Below are 26,300 nucleotides of genomic sequence, written 5' to 3'. Positions count from 1 at the left end.
TTTTTCCGAATTCCTTTTAAAGAAAGCATATCGACACTTATTCAGCGAGCCCTGAGAGGAACAAAATTTTATAGAGGATTGATCAATAGAGTTTATAGAGATATCGATCTTCTCAGGTTTGATCAGATTGGGAGATTCTGAAATCTCTTAGATACGTTTCATCTGAAAAAGATATTTCAAAAATTTGAAAAAAGGGTCTCTCATGCCATATCCGGTTGTACATGTTCTGTTTTTTTTGTTTTGCGTCGGCGCTGTAGGTATATATGCTGCAACAACAGCTCTCTCTCGCAGAGAACTCTCATTTAAAGACTCAAGGAAGCTGTTATTGCTGGCATTCGTAGGCGGTTTATCTACACTGTTTCCGGATATAATGGTTGTATATAATGTATTCGTAAACAGCACTTTAGAGCACTGCTCAATTGGCTCGATCCCGACACATTCATTTCTATTTAGTTTTACTGCAATTCTGTTCGGGGGAGTTATAGGATATGCTGCATACCGGCAGCTGAGTAAAGCAGTATACATGGCAATTTTCGCAGGATCTGCTTTCCTTACACACCTGCTTTTAGACGATATTGCTGAAGGAGGCTGTGTTTATCTCTATCCTCTGTACAATAAACCTATCAGTGTATTCTCAATAATGGATACCGGGTTCGCAGAAGCTGGCGGCTTGTTTAACTATCTAATAGTATCTCTTGTGTCTGTTTTCTGCGTTTTTATTGTAATAATAATGGTATTGTTTGCTCTGAGTCGATTTGGGTTTGAATTCAGTTACAAAGCTGAAAAATGATTCCAAATCGGGTTGATATATTAAACAAAAAATGTCAGGCAAAAATAAAAGGTATTGATTAAAAGCCTGTCTTGTGATCAGATAATCAGAAATTAATAGCAAAAAAGTTAATAATTGATAAGGAGACAAAAAGTAAAAAAAGATTAAGGGACCTGTAAATCAGTTTTGGAGATCACCCACACCATCGAGCTTTTTGACAACTCGAGCCGGGTAGCCCAGGGCAAGACTGTTTGGAGAGATGTCACGGCTAACTACAGATCCAATCCCTATTATCGAGTTTTCTCCGATCTCGACGCCCTGGGTGATTATACATCCTGGATTCACAGAAACCCCACGCCCAATTTTTATGGGAGCTATGGTCCTCGGATACGCCTGTCTTGTGGTCAGGCTGCCTCTTGAATGAGCAGATAAGAAGCAACGGTCCCCGATTTCAGCGTAATCCCCCACTGTGATCATTTCGGGATGGAGTCTGTCGAAGACCACATCATAACCGACATATACATTTTTCCCAAGGTTCACACCTCGCATTTTATGTAGTTTTGCTCTCCAGGAGGGAACCGGGGCACACGAGGCGAGACGTTCCAGAACCCAGTTTTTAAGATACTTTATCCCGAAGATGAGTTTATTGCTATGGTAGTGATCAGCCACTTCACTGAAAGTTACTTTATCTCTGTTAGATATTACAGCAGTCATGGTAATGCCCCCCATTTTGTGGTGAAAACGCGTGATACTTACTTTTCATTACTCTTCCACCGATAAATATATTTCCTATAGTTAGTCTTGGACTACGTTAATTGAAGTTCGAACCATATTATTGAAATTTGATAATACACAATTTAGAAAGAAGTTTTATTCCATGATTTATCTTATCATGCGATACCCGATCAGGTTTTACTTCGGGTTACGATTTTAAGGAGTAAGGACTTTTTTATTTCTACCGCATCATTAGGGCACAGTTCACGGCAGCAATAACACTGGATACACTTTTCCTGATTAATTTTCAGTTTCCTGCCTATTTCTTCAATTGCACTTGCTGAACAGTTCAAGACACAGGCTTTGCAAAGTGCGCAGCTTGAAGTGTTGATAAAAGGCTTTACAGTCAAATGTTTCCTAAAGGCTCTCATAAGAAAAGAGGGCACCATTGCGGTGGCTCCACCTTCGGGCATTTTAAATCTGACTTTCACTTCCTCCAGAGGTACTCCTGCAAGTTCCGGATACCTGGTCCCGATCCCTCTTGAAAGTGCGGCTTTGTTTGTGGGCACCTTCAAAGGATCGATTCCTATCAGTTCGGAAGCAACCATGTCGAGGGCTACACAATCGTAACCTGCCATAACCACTCCTGAAGCTACAGGTGTTCCGTTGGCAGGGCCGTTTCCCTCCATCCCGATCACTCCGTCCATAATTGCAAGGTGAGGTTTGATTATTGAGTAGATATCAACTATGGCCTCCCCAAAGCGGTCACGGTCTTCCAGAGCATGTGCCTGTTTTCTGATTTTCTGAGGTACAGCTCCAAAGAAGTTTTTGACAGCCCCTGTATAAAGTGTCAATTCATGGGTCTTGAGTTTCGGAAGTGAGATTATCACATCAGCTTCAAGGACTGCTTTTGCGATGTACAGGCGTGGAAACTGCCTTGCACCGGGAACAGAGATCTCGGTGTAACCTGAAGTCTCGAAATTGACAAGCTCCGCACCGTAAGCTGATGCGACATCTTCAATTCCCGATGCATGAAAAGCCTCCGAAGTTGTAGTAGAACCCGGTTTCACAATCCCTGACCCGTCTCCTATCACCGGGATACCGCCTGCCTCCTTAACCAGTTCACACATTGCAGATACTACTGCAGGATGAGTTGTGACAGCGTCCTCAGGAGCCCGGATAGCAAGCACATTAGGTTTAAGCAGCACGCGCTTACCCGGAGTAATAATAGTCTCAAGTCCGCCTATCAGGGAAAGTGCCTCTTTAATTGCACTTTTTACGTTTGAGTAGTCGGAGCAGCGTACAATAGAAACTGTGGTGTTCATGCTTATCCATCTGGATTATTAACCGAGATATTATCTTGAACTTTGACTTCAAGCCTCGACTTTGGACTTAAATTTCTGGGCTTTCGAGAGTAAAGCCCTCAAATAGTTTTTCTGGCAATATCCACCAGCTTACGTTTAGTATAAGGTTTACTTTATGCAGCTTACTTTCCCAGATAATAGACAGGAGGAGTAGCCCGCACATATTCGGTCGTATCCCTTACTCTGTCGATGTGCCTCCAGGCTTTTTCTATAGTATCTCCGGGCAGACCAGTGTTCTTTTTAGTAATCTCTAAGGATAGTTTATGTTCCTTAGCGTACAGCAGCTGGTCCATGATATGCATGGGCATGCGCCAGTAAAACTCCTCATCGGTTGTATAATGGCTCCATGTATCGGCACTTGGCGGACGCTTTATAATTGCCTCATTCACCATGAGGTGTTTTGCCAGGGCATAGATCTGAGTCTTATAGCAGTCTGCAAGAGGCTCAAGGTCGACGCCGCCATCTCCGTATTTCACAAACTGACCAAGGACAAGTTCGGTCTTATTAGTTGTGCCACAAACAACGTAATTCATCTTTTCGGCATACATATACTGGACTATCATTCTGGATCTCTGTTTGACATTCTGCAGGCCAATTAATTCCAGATAATCGTTTGCTTTCAACCTGTACTTGGCAACCGTTTCCCCATCCTTTATCAGCCTGATATACGGAACATTTAACAGCCCCTGATTGAGGAAGTCAGGTAGCACGAGTGAGGTTTTGTGCACCTCGGGGTCGTATTCCGGGCAGGTCCTTTTTATTATCTGTTCCTTTTTTTCGTAGATGCCAAGGGCCTCAATAATTGGAGAAATAGGGACTTCCTCATATGAAACTCCCAGGCTTTCACAGATTTCCGCCCCCAGGGTTCTACTTGAAGGAGCTGACTCTTTTTCAGGGAGGAGAATTCCGTACACGTTTTCCTTCCCGAATTCCTGTACGCAAAGCGTAAGGGCTACAGCTGAATCAATACCTCCCGAAACTCCCAGGACTACCCCCTTTTTCTTAAAAGAAGTAACCTGGTCTCGTATGAAACCCTTGAGCTTTTCAGCAAGCTTATCAGTATCTCTGTTCAGTTCATCCATGATCTGTGCATTGGTGTAATTTATTGACCCCTCAGTGCTATTTTTGGATAACGTCCCTATATTACTCTCTGTAGTCTGCGCTACGCTACTTCCGATTATCTGCATAGTATTACTCCCCTGATCGATTATTTGTGACGGTAATTGGTTATACATTTAGGTGATTGGTCACATATTAAACTTCTATATTTAAACTGCTGACAATTAGTTATTAACTATCTGACCCTTTGCCTGGATAGTTTTTGCCGAAATAGTTCTTTGCCGGATAGCTGTTGATTAGATTTTAAGCAGGATTTTTTGTGGATTATTTATCTTTAGTTCAAGTTTTTCTGCAGCTTCCTCTATCAGTGGCTGCGATAGTTCCTGGTTAAGTTTTTCCAGCCCTTCTTCCCTTGACATTTCCCCGCTTCGGACAAGCCCTGCTATGTCAAAGGCGTATGGATGGAAGCCATACTTTTCCAGATGGTTATAGCATGCAAAAGAATTCAATGTACAGTTGGTTGAATTGCTGTCATTGAGGTCAGGAGCTTTCCATCCAAGTCCAACTATGGTCTCAAGTACTTTATCTTCGCTGTACTCCCACAGGCAGAGTGGGTGCAGAATGGATGGAGCAATCTCGTCTATATTTTTAATGACCTCGTTTTTAATAAGAAACTGCTCATCTCTGTCATCAATTCCTATTTTTTGCAGCTGCTTTTCAAAGAGGTTCCTTGACCATTGTATGAAATTAGCTGATAGGTTGATTATAGGATTGGGCGACTGTCCTGCTGTAAAAGCAAATATTATAAAAGGTGCTTTCTGCACTATTGCCTGTTCCAGCAGTTTCTGTTTTATTATGCTGATACAGATATTGCATATGTCGCTTGCCCTGTATTTGGCAAACTTCGGGAACGCGTCACGTGATTCGGCTGCCTTTCGGAAGAGCTCGTACAGGACCTCCTTTTCTATTGTCAGCTTAAAATAGTCGCATCCCGTAATCTCACACATTTTCTTTGCGTTTACCACGGCATAATCTGAAGTAAATCCGTTATCAAACTGGACAGCAAGTACTTTCAGGAATGGGTAGTCTTTTTTAAGTTTGTAAAGTGTGTATGAAGAGTCTTTTCCACCTGAAAGTGCAAATATTACATCATAATTGCCCCTGCCACTGTATTCCTTAAAGAGCCCTTCAATCCTGTTTAGGTACTGCTCCTTTTCCTGAGAAGAAAGAGGGACGTACGTCTCACAGAAATGGCAGATGCCGCTTTCTTTATTAAATTCTATGCCTGGAATATCCGAGTCCAGAACACACTTTTTACATACTAGCTTTGACATGCTGATACTCCTCTATAATAGACCTGTTGGATATTTTCCCGTTCTCACTTAGCGGAAGATGGTCGATGAAGAGGATCTCCCTGGGGTACAGGTAGCCTGGCAGGTTCTTCCTGCAGAAGGCAAAAATCGCATCAATTTCAGTTCCCTGATTTGGTATAACCATGAGGCTGATTGCATTGCCCATAAGCTCATGGGTAACAGGCACAACAAAAACACTGGAAACCTCACTGTTCTTTTCTATCTCTTTTTCAATCTCTCTCGGGTTAACCCGGTGATCCCCTATTTTTATGAGGTCGTCCTTACGCCCAAGAAGCCTGATATACCCGCCTGGTAATTTCTGTGCAAGATCCCCTGTATGAAGCCACCCGTTGATGACTCTCTTTTCAGTTGCGTCCTCATCATTCAGGTAACCCAGAAGGATATTGTCTCCCCTGGCAACAAGCTCGCCTGTTACATCAGGATCTACCGGCCTGTTTTCAGAATCAAAGACATCAAGTGTGACTCCAGGAATTGCCTTTCCTATAGTATCGATAAATTCGTCCACATCTTCTGCTGGGAGGTAGGAAAGCCTTGCTGTAGCTTCGGTCTGGCCGTACATTGGCAGAATCTGCGTACCCGGACTTAACTCCCTGATACTTCGTACAATAGCCCGGTCCATGGCTCCGCCAGCAGATGCAGCAGTCCTGACATTCGCAAAGGCTTTTTTGAACCTTTCTGGATATCTGAGAAGAATACGATAGGTACTGGGCACTCCATAAAATATAGATACTCCGGATTCTATAAGATTGAAAACAGGGTCTATGAAATTCATTGTTCCGGTATGGATTGACCCTCCAGCTATCAGGTGGGAGTTAATAATCGAATTCCCGAAGGCATGATGAGGAGAGATTACAAGTGCTGCTTTATCCTCTGGAGTTATGCTCAGAACCTCGATTATTGACCTGGCATTTGAGACCAGGTTTTTATTGCTTAACATAACTCCTTTAGGAGTGCCTGTCGTGCCTGAAGTATAAAGCACCAGCTTCAGTTCGGGATTGTTTCTTTCGAGTATCACTCTTTTACCGCGAGTCTCTACTACGTTATCGTCTGAAACGACGATCACTGTTCCGAAACGCTCAAAAAATCCATCTCCAAATCTCAAGTACTGCTTTCTCGTTGCAATTATATTGTTAATGCATGCAGCGTCAAGGATTCTTTCAAGACTTAACCCCGGCAATTCTATTGGAAGAGGTATTGCGATGTTGCCTGACCGGTATACTGCCATAAGTATTTTTATGTATTGTGTGCCGGACTCAGCCAGTATTGCAAATCTGCAGTTCTCAAAGTCAGTCAGAGATGAAGCAATTATGCTTATATCCTCATCAAGGCGGCTATAAGAAATAGACTTTTTACCCTCTTCAAGGGCAATCTGGTGAGGAGTTTTTCTGGCGTGTTCAGTGATATAAGCATCAATTCTCATGCCCCTCACTTCGCCAGTCTGGTTATCAGGTCGGTGATCCCCTGCAGGGAGTCGAAATTCTCGGGAGTCAGCATATCTTCAGGAATTTCGATAGAATATGTTTCACAGATATAGTCTATCAATTCGAGTAAACCGATAGAATCTATGATGCCGTTCTGGGTGAGAGAGTCGCTATCTTTAAGAACAGCTCCCCGCTCCATGAAAGAATTGTCCTTCAAATAATCAAGTATACCATTCTTTATATGTTCCATGTAATCTTACCCCTTAATTAAATTAAATTATTAATTGCAAGTAACACACATTTTGTCCATAATAGTTGAAAGCCCCACAGGTAGTTATGTAATACAACTATATAAATAATTTGAGAGTATATATCCCAGATAAATGTTACTGAAAAACAAAATAGAAAAGAGCTCAAACACATCAGGTCATGATATTTGATTCCTACGGATTTAGCAGTAACATAACTGGAATTAATTCACGCGATCTATCTATCCGTGTATATTACCTGAGAAAGAAATGAGCTTACATAAAAATGTATCAAACTCTTCTGGCTCAACTATAGCTGATTTTTTCAAGGAGGCTTATATTAATGGTGTGTGGATCCGAATCAGTAATGACAGAAAAGATGTATTTATTGTTCAGCATATAACTCGAATAACAGGTATTAGTAAAGTCCGGCTCTTTACCAAGAATGGAAAATATACTTGTATTAGAAAACTTACAATAAGCCTCTTTCATGGTCCATGTCTTCAAGAGATCGACATCACTTACTGATTTGTCGGTGCATGAAGATTTTGTTTGAAAATATTTTAAAGTATTTTTTAGTGGCAGTGACCTTTTAACTTCGACATCAATACCAATTTCAACCCTGGATATTGCAAGAGTTACAATATTTTCAGAGTAGGATAAGCAGATATGTAATTCTTTATGGTTGAGTATATGGACTTCTCCATACTCGTCTTTATATGTAGATATATCCAGGACAGATTTTTTTTTAAGGAGATGGCATAGAACATGTTTCAAAATCATTCTGGATACAATATATCTTTTTTTGAAATATATGGTTTTCAGTTTTCCTAGTTGTTCTTTTTCAATATTGTTGAGGCATTCTGGACTTAATATGTCATAATCATCCAGATCAATAAAAAAAATAAGAACATCGTTTTGTTCCCATAAGTGAGGTACATTTTCCAGAGGAACGGGAGAAAGCGTCATTAAATTCTCAGTATACATGCAGCTCACAATATATTTGCTATAACTGACTGGATATAAAAGCCCATATTCACAATTGGTGAAAAAAATATAAAAAGATTGACAGTAAGAAAAAAAGAGGTATGTGAGAAAGCATTTCATGAATCTCAATACTGATCGCTCTTCTGTTCGGTTTTTGCGCCCCCATACTCTATATGTACTGAAAAATTAACTGAGTAAAAACATAAAGAGTAAAAATTTAGAAGGGTATTTCTGCCTTGCCTCAAACCAAAAGGTAGGAAAAATGTTACTGAGCTGCTATAGAATAAATTTCAGGTTACATGTACCATACAATGTTAAGATATAATCCTGTTTCTGTAGCAGCTCACTTTTTTATGACTATCCATAAATCTCTTATTTCCGAAAAGCCCTTGATAACTCCAGACAAATATAATCAAATCAGATCCAGGTTGCTTGTTCATGTAATTTTAACCAGGGAACTTAGTCTGTAATTTATACTTTTAATTCATACTTCTAATCATTCTTTGCCTTCTTTCTGCTTGCAGGCTAAACTGGCAACATTTGTTCAAAATTGTTTTCAACAATTTCTACTGTAAACTACTTATACCTAAGATCTTATTCTGCAATACTAATGGATTTCAAGCAGGGCACCATTTCAGTATAGTAACCGACAGTTAACCTTCACCACATTCCTGTTGTTGTGAAGCTGAAAGCTAAAGAGAAAAATCATGAGGTTTCATCCTTTTCTGAATTGATCGGTGGATCTGCATAACATATCTGTATATCCATAATATACTTCAATATAAATATTTAAAAAAAAGTAATCCTAAAATATATAAACGATAAGGATATAGGGTATTCGATTCTTAGCGCCCCTACTTAAGGGTCGCATCTGTTTGGAAATAACAACCAGAATGGAATGAATACAGTATAAAACAGTAAAAAGAATATAATTCAAATTATCATTAAAACTGAGGTGTCCGAAACTGCAGACTGCGGAAGAAAGGGTAAGAGCGAGATTGATAAAGTATCTCGGCAGGGATGAAAACGGGATACGCAAGGTTGTGCTCAATCTCTTCCTGACCGGAGACAAGTTCACCACCGGTGAAGTTTATGACTACCTTGATAAAGGAAAATTCGAGGTAAGTTACCGGGGAGTGTCAGCCATGGTCGGGCTTATGAATACGAGACTCGGGATCCTGAGCATAAATGTCACCGGGGATCACAACGTTTATTCCCTGAAAGAAAGTTACAAAAACATTGTCGGCTCTGTTCTTGAAAACTACTGAGCCGCCTTAGTGCTGTAAATCCTGTTTTTCGTGTGACGAGAACTTCGCAAATTTACTGTTCTACTCTGTTGAAACACAGATAAATCAAGTGAACTGCAGGTTTAAAAGCTCTATTGAAAACTCCTTTTTTCTGGAGATAAAAAAAGGTATATCAAAAATGAGTTTCCGGTTAAAATCAGCATCAAAAAATTTAGCCCCTCCTTGGAGTTGATACCCTGCTCTTGGCTCTTTAAAAACAGGATGATCATCTTAACTGGTTTGAAAAAAGTTAATATAGTTAGTTGTTATACTTAATTACGATTCCTGTTAATATATCATATGGCTTTTTTATCTATCTGTACTATTATATAATAGCATAAAACAAAGCTTGACTATTTTAATTTAGCAAATTTATGAGGCAACTGAAGTAAAAATTGAAATATAATAAATAAACCTGAGTATAACGAATAAAGCTAGACAGTAAAACCCTTTAAGAAAAAAAAATTAAAGTTTTGGTCTGAGGAATATTAAATTCCATACCACAAAAAATGTATATGAATATTCCTGTTACCTATTATTATACTGCCAGGGGGAAAACAGATAATTAGCCTGAAAATGGGACCGTGGAATACAGGAGCCTTCCGGGCAGGGCTTCGCTTCATGAAAAACCGGACTTTCAGCATCTTCTACCAGAAGTATGAGCAGATGCTTGAAAAAGAGATTTTAAGTTCTGAAATCCCTGACCACATAGCTGTAATTATGGATGGAAACCGCAGATATGCGGGACAGCTGGGAAAGGCTCGAAGTTTCGGGCACGCCATGGGGGCAGAAGTCACCGAACAGGTTATTGAATGGTGTTATGAGATAGGAGTAAAACAGCTTACACTTTATGCTCTTTCTACGGAGAATTTTCACCGTTCGGAAGAAGAAGTTGATGGGCTCTTCAACCTGATCAATGAAAAGTTTTTAAAGCTTTATAGCGACAAAAGGACCTATGAAAAAGAAACGCAGGTTAGAGTAATAGGTGACAGGACAAGACTACCGGCTTTTCTGAATGAATCAATTGAAAAGATTGAGAAAGCCACCGAATACCATAGAAAGTTTAACCTGAATGTGGCTATTGCCTACGGGGGCAGGCAGGACATAATGCAGGCAGTCAGGGATATTGCAACGTGCGTTTCAAACGGAAAACTTTCTCTGGAAGATGTCGATGAAAATCTGATATCAAAACACCTCTACCCTGCTCCGGGAGTATCCGTCCCGAATGTGGATCTGGTCATCCGCACAGGAGGAGATGAGAGAGTATCCAATTTCCTGCCGTGGCAGGCTAACGGAAGTGAATGTGCAACTTACTTCTGCGCTCCTTTCTGGCCCGAGTTCCGAAAAATCGACCTTCTTCGTTCGGTCAGAGTATACCAGGCACGTAAAGACGAAAAGAAGCGCGAACACTCATACCGCGTCTCAAAAGTGATAAATTTCCTCGGGGTAGGAAAATATGAGGAAAAAAGTGAAGAAGTCGGGCAACTTCTACCAGTAAAAAAACAGGGAGTATCCTGAGACATTTAATATCTATGATGAGCCGGGTATCTAATTAAGGGATTTCAACAGTAAAGGAAAACTGAATATAGGGAACTCATGATATCCCTGTTAACCTGTAAATTTACAGATTGTAGATTTACACCTGTGATATAAACTTTTTTGAGTACTGTACAGGTTTCATGTTCCTATCTTTTCAAAATTGCCTTTTTGACCTGGCAACCTGCCAGAAAATAGCCCCAGTAGCACCGATATATTGATATTCCGGTGAGAGCTATGTAAATTGGGGAAAGTTTGGCTATATATGATTTTCAATTTCCATGAGTATCAGATTCCTCTGAGAACTTATTGCATACCCATAAAAGTAAAAACGTCCAGCGATGGGATTAAAGCTATCCGGCAAGATTATCCGGTAAAGGATCAAATACATTGTAGCTACTTATATGGATAAGGGGAGTTATTATGGATACTTTTAGAGAGTTTAATCCTTACTCCTGTGGGGCACATATTTTAAAGTTCAGAAGAGTGGATGGTGCTGTACATGCCTATCTGGCACAGGGCCATTTTAAGGATTATTTAAAATTACTGGAAAGACGAAAAATAAAACTCTTGAGAGCTGAAAGCATCTACTTCTGCCCGGGAGATGTTTCAGGAGCTTCTGCCCTGAAAACCCTCAAAAGCTGCAAATATGCAATAAACTCTTTCAGGACCGAAGGAAGAGAAAAAATGAGTTTTCAATTCGGACTTTACGGAAGAAATGAGAATTATAAAATGACAGAGGAACTGAAGGTTGGATCTGCAAGCTGGATGAAAAAAATTTTTAAACCCGGAGATTCTGTCGTCCGAAGATCCCATGCCTCCAGAGAAACCAGCGAGTCCGGTAGCTCAGGTGCAGGAAAAGCCGCATCCAGAAGGGAAGAGGGTTCGAGTACAAAAACCATTTCAGCCTCTGAACTACAGAAGAAACTTGACTCTGGCACTTCGTTTCTCATCCTTGATGTAAGAGAGGAAAATGAGCTTTCCGGAAAACTGGGGCATCTGGAAAACTCGGTAAATATTCCTGTCGGAAGCCTGGAGAACAGGGTTCTGGAACTTGAAAATGAGAAAAACAGGGAAATAGTAGTTGTATGCCGTTCAGGTATGCGTGCGGTCAGAGCTGCTGAGATTCTTGCCCGAAACGATTTTGAGAAGGTAAAGATCCTGAGAGGCGGCATGATTGCCTGGCGGGATCTGCAAGCTTGAGGAAACTCAGGAGGGATTGTACTGGGAAAAGAACAAAGAAAACCTAACCGCCTGATTGACGAAAAAAGTCCTTATCTTCTACAGCATGCCTATAATCCTGTGGACTGGTATCCCTGGGGAGAAGAGGCTTTTGAAAAAGCCAGAAAGGAAAACAAGCCCGTTTTTCTCTCAATTGGATATTCTACCTGTCACTGGTGCCATGTAATGGCACATGAGTCTTTTGAAGATGAAGAAGTTGCAAAACTGATGAACGATGCTTTCGTTTCTATAAAAGTAGATAGGGAGGAACGACCTGATATCGACAATATTTACATGACTGTCTGCCAGATTATCCTTGGGAGAGGGGGCTGGCCTCTTAATATAATCATGACTCCTGGCAAAAAACCGTTTTTTGCAGGCACATACATTCCGAAAAAGTCCCGTTTCAATCAGACAGGAATGCTGGAACTGGTACCCAGGATAAAAGAAATCTGGAACCACCAAAACGAAGATGTACTGGATTCAGCGGAAAAGATCACATCTACCATCCAGAATATAATTGTGGAATCTGCAGGGGAAGGGCTCGGTGAAGAGATAATCGAAGAAGCTTATGACGAAATGCTGAATTCTTTTGATACGGAATACGGAGGTTTTGAAGGAGCCCCAAAATTCCCGACTCCGCACAAAATTTCGTTTTTGCTCCGCTACTGGAAGCGTAGCGGAAACCCTGAAGCCCTTCAAATGGTAGAACATACGCTGGACAATATGCGCAGGGGAGGGATCTATGACCATCTGGGATCGGGTTTCCATCGATATTCCACGGACAGTATGTGGATCCTGCCTCACTTTGAAAAAATGCTCTACGACCAGGCTCTTACCGCAGTTGCATACACTGAAGCCTATCAGGTTACCGGAAAAGAGCTGTATAAAGAAACAGCAGAAAGGATTCTGGATTACGTGTTAAGAGACCTCACATCTCCGGAGGGCGGGTTTTACTGTGGAGAAGATGCGGATGTCGAAGGAGAAGAAGGAAAGTACTATCTGTGGACCATAGAAGAGGTCAGGAGTGTACTTGGCCCTGAAGATTCCGAATTGATTATTAAAATGTTTAACGTTCAGGAAGGAGGCAACTTTGAAGAAGAGATAAGGGGTAGGAAAACCGGAACAAACATACTATTCATGGTCCGCTCTCCGGGATCCCTTGCAGCTGAACTTAATATGCCCGTAGAAGAAGTTGAACAACGTGTAAAACATGCCAGAGAAAAACTCCTTGCAGCCAGGTACGAGCGCAAAAGACCTTCTATGGACGACAAAATCCTGACAGACTGGAACGGGCTTATGATTGCAGCCTTTGCAAAAGGTTTCCAGGTTTTCGGAGAGCAAAGGTATCTGAAAGCTGCAGAGAAAGCCGCAGATTTTATTCTTAAAACCCTTTATAGTCCCGACAGCAGGCTACTTCATCGTTACAGGGAAGGGGCTGCAGGAATTTCCGGAACTTCCGATGACTACGCCTTCCTGACACACGGGCTCCTGGAGCTCTATGAGGCAGGGTTCGAACTACGTTACCTCAAAGCAGCCGTTTCCCTGAACAGCGAGCTGCTTGAACATTTCTGGGATCCGGCTAACGGAGGGCTCTATTTCACAGCTAACGATAGTGAATCTCTTATCTTCAGAAAAAAGGAGCTTACAGATTCAGCAATACCATCCGGGAACTCAGTTGAAATGTTGAATCTTCTGCGCCTTTCCAGGATAATTGCAGATCCTGAGCTCGAGGAAACTGCTGACAGGCTCGAACGCGCATTTTCAAAATTGATCAGAAAAGTGCCTTCCGGGTATACTCAGTTTCTGTCTGCCCTTGACTTCAGGCTTGGACCTTCATATGAAGTGATAATCTCAGGAAAGCCCGGGGCTCCGGATACAGGACATATGCTGGAGGAACTCTGGAACTATTTCGTGCCCAATAAGGTTCTAATTTTCAGGCCTGAAGGAGAAAAGCCCGAAATTACAGATCTGGCAAAATATACAGAAGAACAGCTCCCTATTGAAGGAAAGGCAACTGCATATGTCTGCCAGGACTATGAATGCCAGCTTCCTACTACCGAAACTAGCGAGATGTTAAAGATGCTTAATGTTTGAGGTTCGCGCTCAAGCTGGATGCAGACTTAATGAATATAGTAAAAATAGGTAATTTATTGCAAAGTGAAAGAAATGGAGGAGATGGAAAATGAAAGAGTACACACTTGAAGAACTTTCAGAATACAATGGTAAAAATGGTAAGGTTTACATTGCATATGACGGCCAGGTATACGATGTATCAGACAGTTATTTATGGGAGGATGGCACTCACCAGGGGCTCCACGAAGCAGGAGAGGATCTTACGGAAGCAATGGATGAAGCGCCTCATGGTGCTGAGACATTTAAGGACTATCCTGTTGTAGGAACTCTTAAGAAGTAACCTGTCCTAATAACAGTTAATAATTTTTTAAGTAAAAAGAGAAATGGTGAGCTAAGGAGCTATGACTGTGAAAGATGAAATCGCATCGGTTATTCCCCACGAACCGGAAGAGGGAATAGGGGAAACGTTTGTAGAAAAAATCGGACTTGAGAAAGAAGAGTGCCTCGGAAAGTTGAGAACGTTTTTTGCGTCCCAACCTCTTGCCGTTCTGGCGACTCAAAATGGAATGGCACCTTATGTAAGCCTTATCGCCTTTGCCTCGAATGAGAAGCTTACGTATATTCTTTTTTCAACTACCAGGGCTACAAGGAAGTACTCAAACCTGATGACAAACCCTGAAGTATCCCTGTTGATTGATAACCGGAAGAATAAGATAGAGGATTTCCGGGATGCAATGGCAGTAACAGCCCTGGGCAGGGTTGAACCTGTAGAAGATTTCGAACTAAGTATAATGAAAAAAATTTATTTGATGAAGCACCCGTACCTTGAGGACTTTCTAAACTCTCCTACGACTGCTTTTCTGAAAATCAGAATAGAAAAGTACATTGTAGTTACCCGTTTCCAGCATGTTGTAGAAGTTTCGGTCTAATCGCTTTTCCAGTCCGATCTTTATTTTTCCAGTACAATCTTTATTTTTCCAGTACAATCTTTATTTTTCCAGTAAACACTATCCTCTTTTTGCCCTGACAAGTTAATTAATACCGGAAAGTATTAACTCAGAGATAAGGGGCAGGATAAAGTAAAATACAAAATTGAGGAGGCAAACTATGGGAAGGTGGCTCATACCTATAGAAGAAGTCCGGGAGAATACCGGAAAAGCCTGCGGAGGAAAAGCTTCTGTCCTCGGTGCCCTGCGCAGGGAGGGGCTGACTGTCCCGGCAGGTGTTTGCATCTGCACTGCAGCCTACGAGACATATCTTGACAGGACAGGGCTCAGAGGGAGAATCCTTCTTGAGCTCAGCCGAAAGCCTTTTGAAGAGATGCGCTGGGAAGAACTCTGGGATACTTCGGAAAAAATTAAGCACATGTTCATCCGGACTCCATTTCCTGGGGAAATGGAAAAAGAACTGGAAGAAGGGCTTGCCAGTCATTTTGGACGTAAAGCAGTAGCAGTCAGATCTTCTGCCCCCGGAGAAGACAGCGCAAAGACCTCTTTTGCAGGTGTTCATGCCTCATATGTAAATATCCGTGGAGCCAGGGCTATCCTTCGGCACCTCCGCCTTGTCTGGGCTTCCCTCTGGTCGGATGCAGCTCTCCTATATCGAAAAGAAATGGGGCTTGATATCCTCAGCAGTACAATGGCCGTGCTGGTACAGGAAATGATAGAGGGAAGGGTATCCGGAGTCGCTTTTGGGAAGAATCCAGATAACGAATCCGAAGCTGTTATCGAAGCTGTGTATGGGCTTAATAAGGGGCTTGTTGACGGCACCGTGGAGCCTGACCGCTGGGCCCTTTCCAGACAGACAGGAAGCATAAAAACTTACATGCCGGCTGAAAGAGAGAAAGCGGTATTTGCAGGAAAAGAGGGTACGGAACTTAAAGCCCTACCTGAAATTTTTCAAAAGAACCCACCTCTTACCCATGCTGAGGTTCTGGAGATCTTTAAACTGACCCGGAGGACAGAAAAGCTTCTTGGAAGCCCCCAAGACATAGAATGGACCTTCAGAGAGTCAACGCTTTATATTCTCCAGGCAAGACCGATAACCACCTTCCAGGACAGGGACGAAAAGAGGCGCTGGTACCTGAGTCTCAGGAGAAGTTTCGAGAACCTCAAAGGGCTCAGGACAGCCATAGAGGAAAAATACGTCCCGGCCATGCAGGCAGAAGCCCGGGCACTGGAAAGAGAAAAAATTGAAAGACTGTCAGATTCTGCTCTCGCAGGGGAAATGGAAAGAAGGGCTGAAATTTACAGGAAATGGTATGATATTTACTGGGAGGAATTCATACCTTTTGCTCACGGAGCCCGCCTTTTTGGAAAAGTCTATAATGAAACCGTAAACCCGGAAGATCCCTATGAGTTTGCAGATCTCCTTTCCGGAACTGAAATGTTGAGTCTCGAACGTAACAGGAAACTTGAGGAAATCTCCGAAAAGCTCCGAAAGAGCCCGGAACTCATAAAGGTAGTAAGGGAGCGGATCAAGGCTGACGAAACGGTCCCGGAAAAAGAGAATGTGGATGAGATAGGGATCGGACACGAGGTTGAAACTGGACCTGCAGACACAAACAGAATTGAGCTTGAGGAGAAACCTGAAATTGAATGTGAGAGGAAAGCCGTAGATGAACTTGAAAAAGAACTCGACTTATTTATATCCAGATATGGCGGGAGCTATTCCGAAAGCCCCGGGATAAAAAAAGGCATTTACAGGCTACTCCTTGAGATAGCTCTCTATCCTCCTATCCCAGTGTCTGCAGAAAGTAAGAGTAATAACCGTATACAATACTTGAAAGAAAAATTTCTCTCCGGTTTCGAAGGCAAAAACAAGCAGTGTGCAGCCGAGCTTCTTGACCTCGGCCGAGCAAGCTACCGCCTTAGGGATGATGACAATATCTATCTCGGGAAAATAGAGGCTGAACTCAAAAGGGTGCTTTTTGAAGGAAGAAAAAGAGTAATTGAAAAGGGCTCTGAAGAAGACAGGTTGCCGGAAGATCAGGTTTTTTACAGCGAGGAACTCGCTGTGGAGCTTACAAAAACTCTTCGAGACCCGTCTTATAGCCCCGAATTGAAAAAACCGCTGCAGTCAAAAATTCTCCGAGAAAAGGTAAAGCCAAGGCAGCTCCTGGGAAACCCTTCCGGAAGAGGAGTAGCTGAAGGATTTGCAAGGGTTATCCTGAAAGAAACAGATATTTTCGACCTGAAAGCAGGGGAAATCCTTGTCTGTGACGCCATAGACCCAAACATGACTCTTATCGTGCCCCTGTGTTCTGCAATTGTGGAGCGCAGAGGAGGAATGCTGATCCATGGAGCTATCATTGCAAGAGAATATGGGATCCCCTGCGTTACCGGCGTCCCGGATGCAACAGAACTCATAAAAAACGGGGACTACCTAGCAGTGGACGGATACCTGGGGATCATCACGGTGTTGAAGAGATGGGAATAAACAAAAACCGAAAAATCCTTAATTCGCGGTCTCAAAATCAGCAAGTCAGCCTACCTTAACCGGGATTAATTATAACTGCGATAAACCCTATTTCCATCTCCATGCTCATAGGACTCACAGGTACGCCAGGTACGGGAAAAACCTCGGTAAGCAAGCTTCTCGAGAAAAGAAGGCATTGGAAAGTGATTCACCTTAATAATCTGATCAAAGAAGAACACCTCTACACCGAGGTTGATGAAAAAAGGGATTCGGTAGTGGCGGATATGGAGCTTATCCGAAGCCGCCTTCTTGAGCTTATCGATGAAATGGAAAAGGAATCAACAAACAAAGTTATAATTCTTGAAAGCCACCTTGCCCATTATATTGCAGATACTATTATTGTCCTCAGGGCATGCCCTCCGGAACTAAAAGCAAGGCTGGAAACACGTGGCTATTCAGAAGAGAAGGTAAGGGAGAATACTGAAGCTGAAGCTCTCGATGTTATACTGGTTGAAGCTTCGGAGTGGTGTGATATTGTTTATGAGGTTAATACCACAGGAAAGACCCTTGAAGAGGTGGAGCAGGATATAGAAACAATTATAGACCACATATTAAGTGGAGATGAAAAGGAAATGCCTGAGTATAAACCAGGATCCATTGACTGGATTGACCTGGTTCCTTGATTGTGCAAGGAAATAGCAAAGGAGGGGAATTAAATCCCCGGAAGCTCAATACTTCCCTATTTCCTTAAAAGTTTTTATTTGCAAGAGCACTTTGTACATGTAGAGGTCTTGGTACACGTAGAACACTTGGAGCAGCTGGTACTGCATTTGAAATTCATTGTTACTTTTGCAGTGTCATAAACTCCATACTTGTTTACTTCCTTGTATGTGAAACTATCACTTTTATTAGAACAGGCAACTGGCTTTACATAACTAAATGCACCATTGCTTTTCATCAGCACTTTGCCGCCTTTTGCCGTAGTAATGTACCCGGTAGTCACTACTTTGAGACCACATCCTTTGTCATTAGCCAATACGTTAAATGCCTTGGATGTCTGGCTGGGAGATATATTGAATACATCATCTACTGCATATGTTTTTTTACTGCATGTACTGCTACTATTACTGCATGCTGCTGCACCTGTCACTGACATGACAAAAAAGGCTAATGTGAAAATACACAGTACCTTCATCAATTTGTTAAACGCAAATTTTAACATTATTTGTACACTCCATGTGTTCATTCAAGCATAAATATCGTAAAGACTCTGTTTTTTTAATCCGGTTCTTACTGTCAAATAAAATGTACTCCCCCAGAGTAAAGAACCGGATTTAATAGAGTAACATATTTTCTTATGATTGAATGATTTTTAGATGATTTTTTGTCATTATACAATTCTAATATAAATGTACAGTATAAAATTTACATATACTGCTATTCTTTTCAACATACTATTTCTATTCAATGCTTTTTCGAGATTTACTTCCTTCAATTTGAGAACCCATATGTAAAATAAGGGCTAAAATTGAGAGTACACTATCCTCAAAAGGCAAAGAAATAATCGAATATATATTGAAAAATTATTAGAGAGTACATCAAAAGTAAATAGCTGTTTCTTTTATAAAAAATTTTCCCCAAAGCAATAGTTTTATTATATACAGTCTTTAAAATTTTTCATTTACTACTATTCATAATTAGAATATATTGTGTTTATAGAGCTCAAAAAGTAATTAAGTAGTAAATTTATAATAAATATTATAATTTTTTAACTTAGATAGTAGTATATGAGAATAAAAATACATATAAGACAATGAAAAAAGGGAATTGCAGAAAATAGCTAGAGAAAAAAAATTAAAGAAAACGCTATAAAAAATAAAGGAAATTTTGGGAAAAAATGAAAAGAAAAGTAAGGAAAAAAACATTAAAAGAAAAGTTGGGAAAAATCATCACAGGAAAAGTTAGAAATAAACTATTACAAAGAAAAATTGCTATCGCTTGTAGAGACATTCCGGAGGCGTGTTACTCCATCGATTTCTCGTATTGATTCCACAACAGGTTTTGGGACAAGATGTTCCCACTTTTCTCCTGCAATCATCCGTCTCCTGATTTCAGTACCTGAGTATCTCTCCCTGATATAAAGAGGGGATTCTTTAACACAGAACCCGGCTTCCCGGAAGAGCTGAATAACGAGAGGGTTATTCGAGTACACCACGTCAAAACGAGGAGTTCTGGATGCGACATGGTGAACCCAGATAGAGTTATACCTGACATCTTCGATGGGAAGGACATAATGACGGATAGGGAGGTGTTCAAGTGCATTGTAGAGCATCAGAACCCTTTCCCCTGCAGTAAACGGGTCGGTGGCTTCATGGCTTTTCTGGGCACTTCCTATGCCTATGACCAGTTCATCCACCTCTTCTGCAATCCGCGTAATTACGGCATGGTGTCCGAAATGATACGGCTGAAAACGTCCTATATAAAAAGCTCGTGTCATTCGGATCCAACTCGAATTTGTACCGGGTCTCTCTTTTTGAATTGATATTGATTTCAGATCGTCTCGTTGCGAATTCCTGTTTCAAAGCTGAATTCTTTGCAGACTTCCAGGAAATGTTCCGCATTGTTCTTGCGCTTCATATCAATAAGCTTTCCGACAAGTTCGAGGCCCGGCTTGGGGTCTTCCATGATCTCCATCTCATCGCGGACCTTATCGAAGTATTTTTCACCGGTTTCGGTCCTGATGAAAACAGAGTTCCATCCATCAGGAGCTCCGACTGAACCTACAGAAATATCGGCAAAGACAGAGGTGTAATCACAACAGTGGTGGCAGGGATTTCTTGCATACTTTGCAACATCCTTGATCGGCACAGAGTGGACCTCTCCGTCTTTTGTGTAGACCCAGAACTTACCTTTTGTAAACTCCATCTTCACGATATCCTGAACATTGACCTTCAGGACATCGGGGATAATCGTGTGAAGCATTACTTCATGATGGAAACTTTCCATGCAGAGCAGGCCGATAATAATCACGATCTTCTCGTTTACGTTCTCCCTGATCAACTTGGCAGCATGAGCCTGGCAGGGTACCCCTACAACTGCAATCCGGTCGTACTTTTCGAAGGCTTCTCTGAGAGCTGCTACTACAGGGTCAGAGGTATATTTTGTTCCTCTTGTCCTTTCCACGTCTTCTGCACTTGTCAGCAGAACGACTTCAGGCTCCCAGTTCTCGTTTCGGGTAATCCCTACAGCGCAATCAATTTCGCCTTTCTCGAAGAGAGCTTTGAGAATTCCGCTCGTTACGCCTCCGTCCTGGCTGCCGATATTATCTTTAGACTTTGCGCCAAAGAACTTGCGGACGTTTGATAGTTCATCTCCGATGAAACCGTCCACTACCGGACAGATCCTGCTGCAGGTTAAGCAACCTTCGCAAACCTGGTATCCAGCCCCTTTTTCATACAGGCCCAGATTGTTCGGATCTCGAATTTCTGCCGCCTTCTTTACGGAAACAGCTCCAATGGGACATACGGCTTCGCACGCCCCACAGGCTGCGCATACGTCATGTTCAATGACTTCTGCAATCTTTGGTGGCAATCAGTTACCTCCAATGGCTTTATAACCGTGCCTTACAGGCAAGGTGTTTTTAAAAGTATAATGAAGTAAATTAAAAAATAATTATTGCAGGATGTAATAAAATTACATCTTTGCAATGATTTCTTTACCTATAAGCTTTATTGCTTTTTCTTTGTCAGGACCGATAGGGGATCCGGCGACAATCTGGGTTACTCCGATTGCTTCAAGGTCTTTAATCCTCTTCATGCAGTCATCCGGAGTTCCGCAGATTGCAAAGGCTTCGATCATCTGGGGAGTAACAAGCCCGCCCATAAGAGATCCGAAGTCTCCCTTGGCAATAGCTTCACCGATCTGCTTCTTGGCTTCGACCGGAATGCCATGGCGTTCAAGGACAAGGTCAGGAGATCCTGCGACGATAAAGGCAACCACTACTTTTGCAGCATTAATTGCTTTTGCAGGGTCTTTGTCAATGGAGAAGCAAGCATATGCAGTAACATCGACTTCACTGGGATCACGGCCGGCTTTTTCAGCACCCTTCCTGATCTGTTCCACAGCGACCTCAAAGTCCTTGGGGTGAGAAGCGTTGATCAGGACGCCATCTGCAATTTCACCGGAAAGTTCGAGCATCTTGGGGCCCTGGGCACCCATGTAAATAGGGATTTTTCCAGCATTGAAAGCAAGCTTGGCGCCTCCGAACTTAACCATTTCGCCATCCATGGAGACCTTTTGACCTGCAAGGAAACCTCTGATTGCCTGAATTGCTTCTTTTGTGGTTGCAAGAGGCTTTTCCCATGCAATGCCCATGGCATCAAAAGTTGCTTTATCTCCGGGTCCGAGACCGAGAACTGCCCTGCCGCCTGAGATTTCAGCAATAGATGCGATGCTGGATGCTGTAATTGCAGGGTTCCTGGTATAGGAGTTAGTAACACCGGAGCCGATCTTGATGCTGTTGGTATTCAGAGCGAGAACGGTAAGAGTGGAATAGACGTCACGGTTGTTGTAGTGATCAGTGATCCAGACGTAGTCAAATCCCTGCTGTTCTGAGAGCTTTGCGTAGTATGCGATCTTTAAGGCAGGATCGCTTGGCACAAATTCGATTCCGAACTTCATCTTTGATTACTCCTTTAACTACTGCTTAATGGCTAGATGGGTTTGTTTTTCGTCCCACATAAAAGTATAGAGTTTAAATTATAATTAACATCCATTATAGTAGGTGTTAATTACAACCTCTAACTAGAATTCACATAACAGTATTTAAGAATCTATATATAATTAACTGTATTAAATGAAATGTATATAAAAGGACTGATAAAAGAATTCCTTAAACAGTCCTTATGGCGAAGACCTGTTCAAGACCTGACCCATTCAAAAGAAATAATCAAACCTTATAAACCTTTTCCAGAATAGGACATTTTTAATCCATATTTCAAAAGAGAACGATAAAGTGTAGTAAAAAGAACAATTCTATTATTTTAAAGGAAGTTTTTCTTCCGGAAGCAGGAAAAGGTTTATATCATAAAAATATAGGAGTCGAAATTTGAATAATTTTCCCATGATAAGTAAGCGATACATTTCGTGTCTAAAGCTACCGAAAAGATGAAAAGAAAAAGCTTCAAGCCCCTTGACAGAAGTGTATGAGAAAAATATAACAGATGTAGATAGAAGGGGAAGATTTATGTTACTTTTTAAAAAATCCTTACAATTATATACAAAGAATGGTTAATATGTATGGATGTTAATAAAAACCCGAAGTAAGTACCGGGAATAACAGGGCAAGGGGAAAGCCCTCTTAGAGGTTTTGAGGAATTTAAACTAAAAAATAAGGAGGTGAATTAGCTATGGCTGTATCCAAAAAAGGAGAAAAATACCTCTGCGAGATCTGTGGCAACGAAGTTACCGTAACAAAAGTAGGCGGTGGAACGCTCGTTTGTTGTGGAGAGGACATGACCCTCGTAGAAGAATAATGAAAGGGTCAGAAATTATCTCACATAAAGACAGGTAGGATATTTTAGACCTTAAAATTCGGATAAATTCGAAAAAACAGGATTTTCTGATTTTGGAGGGAAAGTGATGAAATGTTACGAATGTGCCAGAGAAGGTAAAGATACGGATGCTGTGGGAATTTGTATCGTATGTGGGAGAGGGGTTTGCAAAGAGCACCTTATCCATGAGGAAACCCCTGCTTGGGAAGGTAGCTATCCTATTGAGCTCAAAGCTGACCAAGAACACATTAAAAGAATTGTTTGCATCCCCTGCCATGTAGCCCTGAAAGAAAACTGTTTGTTTGATGAAGTTTGTTGAGGTGGTCAAATATGCTGAAATGTTACGATTGCCTTGAAAAGAACAAGGATAGCGAAGCTGTAGGTGTATGCATCATCTGCGGGAAAGGTCTCTGTATGGAGCATATCAAGCAGGTAGAATTTCCTATGAAAGGGGGATATCCGCTGCCTCATGTGACGCTCAAGAAAGAACTTCCCAGGATGATGTGCCGTGAGTGCATCGACTCTACTCTGGGTGAGGACTTTTGCGTATAATTCCAATGATTATACCATTGAAAATAAAATGCCTTTCTTTCCTTTCTTTATTCATGTATGAACAATCGAAAGCAAAAGCCATAGAAAGGTGTTCCCTATAGCAAAAGATATCTATTGAATTAATCAAGTATCTGATAACAGACATAACAGTTAAGAAATAAAAACGTAGTAAAGAGGAGGCTAACAATTGGCAGAAAATAAAGAAATAGTGGAAAGTATAGGAAAGAAAATGGGATTCAAACCTCATATTCTGGAAACTCTTGAAGGACTTGATCCTGAATTCCTTGGGAAGTACAGGCGCTGTGATGGAAAATTACTGTCCGATGGAGCATTGCCTGCAAAGACAAAGATCCTTATGGCTCTTGCAGTCGTGGCATCCAAACAGTGTGAAGCCTGTACCGTGGCTCAGATGAAAAGCGCCCTGAACCACGGAGTAACTAAAGAAGAAATTATGGAGACAATGGATGTCATCTTCATTACCTCGGGAGCTCCGGCTGTAGCTGCCTGCAGAGAAGCCCTCAAGCTATTAAAATAAAGGAATACTTAGAGTTACCCAGAATAAAAACCTGCTAAACATCTGGATACGTATTCAATTATAAATATAGATGTAGAGAGAATAGTGTGTATCCAGAAATCCAGATAGAAAGAGACTGGATACATACACTCAAAATGAGCAAGGGGTAAAAAGTTCGGAGTAAAAACAGATTGTAGAAGACGGGGTTATGACTATGATTGGAACTGAAGAAAAAATAAACAAACCTGTGGACCTGGCAAATCTTACAGAAGGAGAGAAAAAACACACACCTGTTATCGAAGCTCCTGAAACGGTAATTGCGGGCGAGTCTTTTGAAGTTATTGTTACCATTGGAAGTATTCCTCATGTGATGGAAGAAAAGCACTTCATAGAATGGGTTGAGCTTTATCTTCAAAACAAACTCATAGGAAGAGAAGAACTGTCTCCTTCCGGCGAGAAGACAGCAAAAGTGACTTTCAGAGTAGAAGCTGATGAGGCTCTGATTGCTATCAAAGAAATTGAAACATGCAGGGTACGTGGAGTAAATATCTGCGGCAACTGCGGAGAAAAATCAGTGATCGCAAACCTTCGTGCAGTGGAGAAGTGTAATATCCACGGGGTCTGGGAGACGTACAGACAGATAGAGGTCATGTCCGGCGAGGAAAAGGAAGAAGGCAAGAAATGCGTATGGAAAGCCTGAAGACCAGAAAATAACGGGGGACAAAAGTAACTGGGGGAAAAGGCAGTGAAAAGCCCTGGACTTCTAAGTCTAATCATAACTACTCTTTTTGCAGGACTGATTGTATTTACCGGAGCCGCAGCGCCGAGCGAGCCCGGAGATTTTACATCTGACCAATTTTCGAAATCCGGCATCTGTTCGAACTGTCATGGTAGCAGTTTTGGAGAATGGGACGGCTCCATGCATTCAAATGCGGACAGCGACTTCTTTTACCAGGCAACGCTTCAGGAATATGGTGTGGCTGCAGAAGCCCAGGGGCTTTCCCCCGATTTTTGTTCCCGCTGCCATACCCTTATAGGGGTGGTTTCGGCTGAAATTCCGCCCCTTGACGGTTCTCACCTGAGTGAGGTTTCAAAAGAAGGGGTACAGTGTGATTTCTGCCATTCAGTTGCCGAAAGCGAAGGGATAGGAAATGCTCCCTTTGTCCTTGAACCCGGAGATGTAAAATGGGGAAACAGGCCAGATACGAAGTCTGCTTCCCATGAGACAGAAGCACACGAGTTTTATAACGAATCCGCGTACTGCGGCATGTGCCATAACATCTACCATCCAGTAAACAATTTGACTCTCGGAGCCACATATACCGAATGGGAGGAAAGCCCGTATGCTGAAGAAGGAGTAAATTGTCAGGCCTGCCATATGACTCCCGGGATTATCGGCTTCGAAGAGAACCCCGGAAAAGCTGCCTCGACAGGTCCTGAGAGGGAACATGTATATACTCATCATTTTGTGGGCGCAAATGCTTTCGTAACAGATGTTATGGGCGAAAACAGGCACGAAAAAAGAGCTATTGAATATCTCCAGCACGCTGCAGAACTTGAAGTAAATGCTCCTGATTCGACAGAACCGGGAGAGAGCGTAGAAGTGGAAATAAAAATCACGAATGTAGGGGCAGGGCATAAAATTCCAACTGGAGTCACTGAAGATAGAGAAATGTGGCTTGAACTTACAGTAAACGATTCAGAAGGTAGAGAACTTTATCACTCAGGAGCCCTTGACAGCGCAGGAAAAATTGATTCTGGAGCAACAATCTATCATACTGTCTTTGCAGACTCTGAGGGAAAACCCACAGTTAAATTATGGGAAGCAGAAAGTATTCTATCGGACAACAGGATAGGTCCGAAAGGATCTGTAGTTGAAAAGCATTCTTTTGTAATGCCTGAAAATGCCTCGAATCCTATCAGTACAAAGGCAGTTCTTCACTACAGGTCGGCTCCTCAGGAGCATATCGACGAGCTCTTCGGAGAGGGAGCCTATAACGTGCCTGTAATTGATATGGCAACATACCCGGAAGAGGAAAAAACCTCGACTCCAGGCTTTGGAATCATAGGGGCTATTATTGCCCTTTCTTCAGGGATCATTCTCAGAAGACGTAAGAAATAAAAATAAAGGCAGGAAGAGGAGAAAAGTTAAAAATCAGGGATAAAGTAACTCAGGCATAAGATTATTGCCCTGAAGAGACACTATCATAC

26 protein-coding genes are annotated in these 26,300 nt (G+C 41.9%); 15 read left to right on the top strand and 11 right to left on the bottom strand.

Annotated features, from left to right (window positions below; all coding sequences use genetic code 11):
* Nucleotides 1-202 precede the first annotated feature (202 nt).
* The gene (locus tag ACZ5A8_RS04235; protein WP_464532405.1) at nt 203-790 is read left to right on the top strand and encodes a metal-dependent hydrolase; all 588 of its coding nucleotides are present in this window, start codon (nt 203-205) and stop codon (nt 788-790) included.
* Nucleotides 791-949: 159 nt separating this feature from the next.
* On the opposite strand, the gene ACZ5A8_RS04230 is transcribed toward ACZ5A8_RS04235, so the two are convergent.
* The 7 genes from ACZ5A8_RS04230 to ACZ5A8_RS04200 form a co-directional block, all read right to left on the bottom strand.
* Complete coding sequence (locus ACZ5A8_RS04230; RefSeq protein WP_345945461.1) at nt 950-1,498, bottom strand: acyltransferase; 549 nt, start codon at nt 1,496-1,498, stop codon at nt 950-952.
* 176 nt (nt 1,499-1,674) lie between these two features.
* Nucleotides 1,675-2,808: a DUF362 domain-containing protein gene (locus ACZ5A8_RS04225; protein ID WP_464532403.1), complete on the bottom strand. Its 1,134-nt coding sequence runs from the start codon at nt 2,806-2,808 to the stop codon at nt 1,675-1,677.
* A 161-nt stretch (nt 2,809-2,969) separates the two neighbouring features.
* The gene (gene nadE, locus ACZ5A8_RS04220) at nt 2,970-4,034 is read right to left on the bottom strand and encodes an NAD(+) synthase (RefSeq protein ID WP_464532402.1); all 1,065 of its coding nucleotides are present in this window, start codon (nt 4,032-4,034) and stop codon (nt 2,970-2,972) included.
* A gap of 168 nt (nt 4,035-4,202) precedes the next feature.
* Nucleotides 4,203-5,240, bottom strand: a complete 1,038-nt coding sequence (locus ACZ5A8_RS04215; RefSeq protein WP_464532400.1) for an adenine nucleotide alpha hydrolase family protein — start codon at nt 5,238-5,240, stop codon at nt 4,203-4,205.
* Nucleotides 5,221-6,699 carry a class I adenylate-forming enzyme family protein gene (locus tag ACZ5A8_RS04210; RefSeq protein ID WP_464532398.1) on the bottom strand — a complete coding sequence of 493 codons (1,479 nt, stop codon included), beginning with the start codon at nt 6,697-6,699 and terminating at the stop codon, nt 5,221-5,223. The genes ACZ5A8_RS04215 and ACZ5A8_RS04210 overlap by 20 nt, the downstream gene beginning before the upstream one ends.
* A gap of 5 nt (nt 6,700-6,704) precedes the next feature.
* Nucleotides 6,705-6,950, bottom strand: a complete 246-nt coding sequence (locus ACZ5A8_RS04205) for an acyl carrier protein (protein ID WP_229388483.1) — start codon at nt 6,948-6,950, stop codon at nt 6,705-6,707.
* A 304-nt stretch (nt 6,951-7,254) separates the two neighbouring features.
* Nucleotides 7,255-7,917, bottom strand: a complete 663-nt coding sequence (locus ACZ5A8_RS04200; protein WP_464532396.1) for a 4'-phosphopantetheinyl transferase family protein — start codon at nt 7,915-7,917, stop codon at nt 7,255-7,257.
* Between the two features lie 1,016 nt (nt 7,918-8,933).
* Here ACZ5A8_RS04200 and ACZ5A8_RS04195 point away from each other — a divergent pair.
* The 8 genes from ACZ5A8_RS04195 to ACZ5A8_RS04160 all read left to right on the top strand — a co-directional run bounded on the left by ACZ5A8_RS04195 (nt 8,934) and on the right by ACZ5A8_RS04160 (nt 18,154).
* Nucleotides 8,934-9,203 carry a DUF2551 domain-containing protein gene (locus ACZ5A8_RS04195; RefSeq protein WP_048135725.1) on the top strand — a complete coding sequence of 90 codons (270 nt, stop codon included), beginning with the start codon at nt 8,934-8,936 and terminating at the stop codon, nt 9,201-9,203.
* Between the two features lie 639 nt (nt 9,204-9,842).
* Nucleotides 9,843-10,739, top strand: coding sequence for a polyprenyl diphosphate synthase (gene uppS / locus ACZ5A8_RS04190; protein ID WP_464534007.1), 897 nt, complete (start codon nt 9,843-9,845; stop codon nt 10,737-10,739).
* Between the two features lie 441 nt (nt 10,740-11,180).
* Nucleotides 11,181-11,960 (top strand): rhodanese-like domain-containing protein, encoded by a 780-nt coding sequence (locus ACZ5A8_RS04185; protein WP_464532394.1) that lies wholly within the window; start codon nt 11,181-11,183, stop codon nt 11,958-11,960.
* Between the two features lie 21 nt (nt 11,961-11,981).
* The gene (locus ACZ5A8_RS04180) at nt 11,982-14,075 is read left to right on the top strand and encodes a thioredoxin domain-containing protein (protein WP_464534005.1); all 2,094 of its coding nucleotides are present in this window, start codon (nt 11,982-11,984) and stop codon (nt 14,073-14,075) included.
* Between the two features lie 88 nt (nt 14,076-14,163).
* On the top strand, nt 14,164-14,394 hold the full coding sequence (locus tag ACZ5A8_RS04175) for a cytochrome b5 domain-containing protein (protein ID WP_464532393.1): 231 nt from the start codon (nt 14,164-14,166) through the stop codon (nt 14,392-14,394).
* Between the two features lie 61 nt (nt 14,395-14,455).
* A complete protein-coding gene (locus ACZ5A8_RS04170) occupies nt 14,456-14,983 on the top strand; it encodes a pyridoxamine 5'-phosphate oxidase family protein (RefSeq protein ID WP_464532391.1) in 528 nt (175 codons plus the stop codon).
* Nucleotides 14,984-15,161: 178 nt separating this feature from the next.
* Nucleotides 15,162-17,492, top strand: a complete 2,331-nt coding sequence (locus ACZ5A8_RS04165) for a PEP/pyruvate-binding domain-containing protein (protein WP_464532390.1) — start codon at nt 15,162-15,164, stop codon at nt 17,490-17,492.
* 101 nt (nt 17,493-17,593) lie between these two features.
* A complete protein-coding gene (locus ACZ5A8_RS04160) occupies nt 17,594-18,154 on the top strand; it encodes an adenylate kinase family protein (protein ID WP_464532388.1) in 561 nt (186 codons plus the stop codon).
* Nucleotides 18,155-18,228: 74 nt separating this feature from the next.
* Here ACZ5A8_RS04160 and ACZ5A8_RS04155 read toward each other — a convergent pair whose 3' ends face one another.
* From ACZ5A8_RS04155 to mer, 4 genes are all read right to left on the bottom strand, one after another.
* Nucleotides 18,229-18,666: an Ig-like domain-containing protein gene (locus tag ACZ5A8_RS04155; RefSeq protein WP_464532387.1), complete on the bottom strand. Its 438-nt coding sequence runs from the start codon at nt 18,664-18,666 to the stop codon at nt 18,229-18,231.
* A gap of 780 nt (nt 18,667-19,446) precedes the next feature.
* A complete protein-coding gene (locus ACZ5A8_RS04150; RefSeq protein WP_464532385.1) occupies nt 19,447-19,968 on the bottom strand; it encodes a nicotinamide-nucleotide adenylyltransferase in 522 nt (173 codons plus the stop codon).
* 53 nt (nt 19,969-20,021) lie between these two features.
* Nucleotides 20,022-21,062 (bottom strand): F420H2 dehydrogenase subunit FpoF, encoded by a 1,041-nt coding sequence (gene fpoF, locus ACZ5A8_RS04145; RefSeq protein WP_464532384.1) that lies wholly within the window; start codon nt 21,060-21,062, stop codon nt 20,022-20,024.
* A gap of 102 nt (nt 21,063-21,164) precedes the next feature.
* Nucleotides 21,165-22,151 carry a 5,10-methylenetetrahydromethanopterin reductase gene (gene mer / locus ACZ5A8_RS04140; RefSeq protein WP_464532382.1) on the bottom strand — a complete coding sequence of 329 codons (987 nt, stop codon included), beginning with the start codon at nt 22,149-22,151 and terminating at the stop codon, nt 21,165-21,167.
* A gap of 728 nt (nt 22,152-22,879) precedes the next feature.
* Here mer and ACZ5A8_RS04135 point away from each other — a divergent pair.
* The 6 genes from ACZ5A8_RS04135 (at nt 22,880) to ACZ5A8_RS04110 (ending at nt 26,211) form a co-directional block, all read left to right on the top strand.
* Entirely contained in the window at nt 22,880-23,005 is a 126-nt protein-coding gene (locus tag ACZ5A8_RS04135) for a desulfoferrodoxin FeS4 iron-binding domain-containing protein (protein ID WP_464532380.1), read from the top strand.
* A 106-nt stretch (nt 23,006-23,111) separates the two neighbouring features.
* Nucleotides 23,112-23,342 (top strand): DUF2180 family protein, encoded by a 231-nt coding sequence (locus ACZ5A8_RS04130; RefSeq protein ID WP_464532378.1) that lies wholly within the window; start codon nt 23,112-23,114, stop codon nt 23,340-23,342.
* Between the two features lie 11 nt (nt 23,343-23,353).
* Nucleotides 23,354-23,575, top strand: coding sequence for a DUF2180 family protein (locus ACZ5A8_RS04125; RefSeq protein WP_229388510.1), 222 nt, complete (start codon nt 23,354-23,356; stop codon nt 23,573-23,575).
* 187 nt (nt 23,576-23,762) lie between these two features.
* Entirely contained in the window at nt 23,763-24,110 is a 348-nt protein-coding gene (locus tag ACZ5A8_RS04120; protein ID WP_464532376.1) for a carboxymuconolactone decarboxylase family protein, read from the top strand.
* A 193-nt stretch (nt 24,111-24,303) separates the two neighbouring features.
* Nucleotides 24,304-24,789, top strand: a complete 486-nt coding sequence (locus tag ACZ5A8_RS04115) for a desulfoferrodoxin family protein (protein ID WP_322223110.1) — start codon at nt 24,304-24,306, stop codon at nt 24,787-24,789.
* 45 nt (nt 24,790-24,834) lie between these two features.
* Nucleotides 24,835-26,211: a multiheme c-type cytochrome gene (locus ACZ5A8_RS04110; RefSeq protein WP_464532374.1), complete on the top strand. Its 1,377-nt coding sequence runs from the start codon at nt 24,835-24,837 to the stop codon at nt 26,209-26,211.
* The last annotated feature ends 89 nt before the right edge of the window (nt 26,212-26,300 follow it).

The sequence above is a fragment of the Methanosarcina subterranea genome (assembly GCF_055385895.1).
The sequence above is the reverse complement of the archived record's forward strand: the minus strand, read 5'-3'. Positions and strand labels throughout refer to the sequence as shown.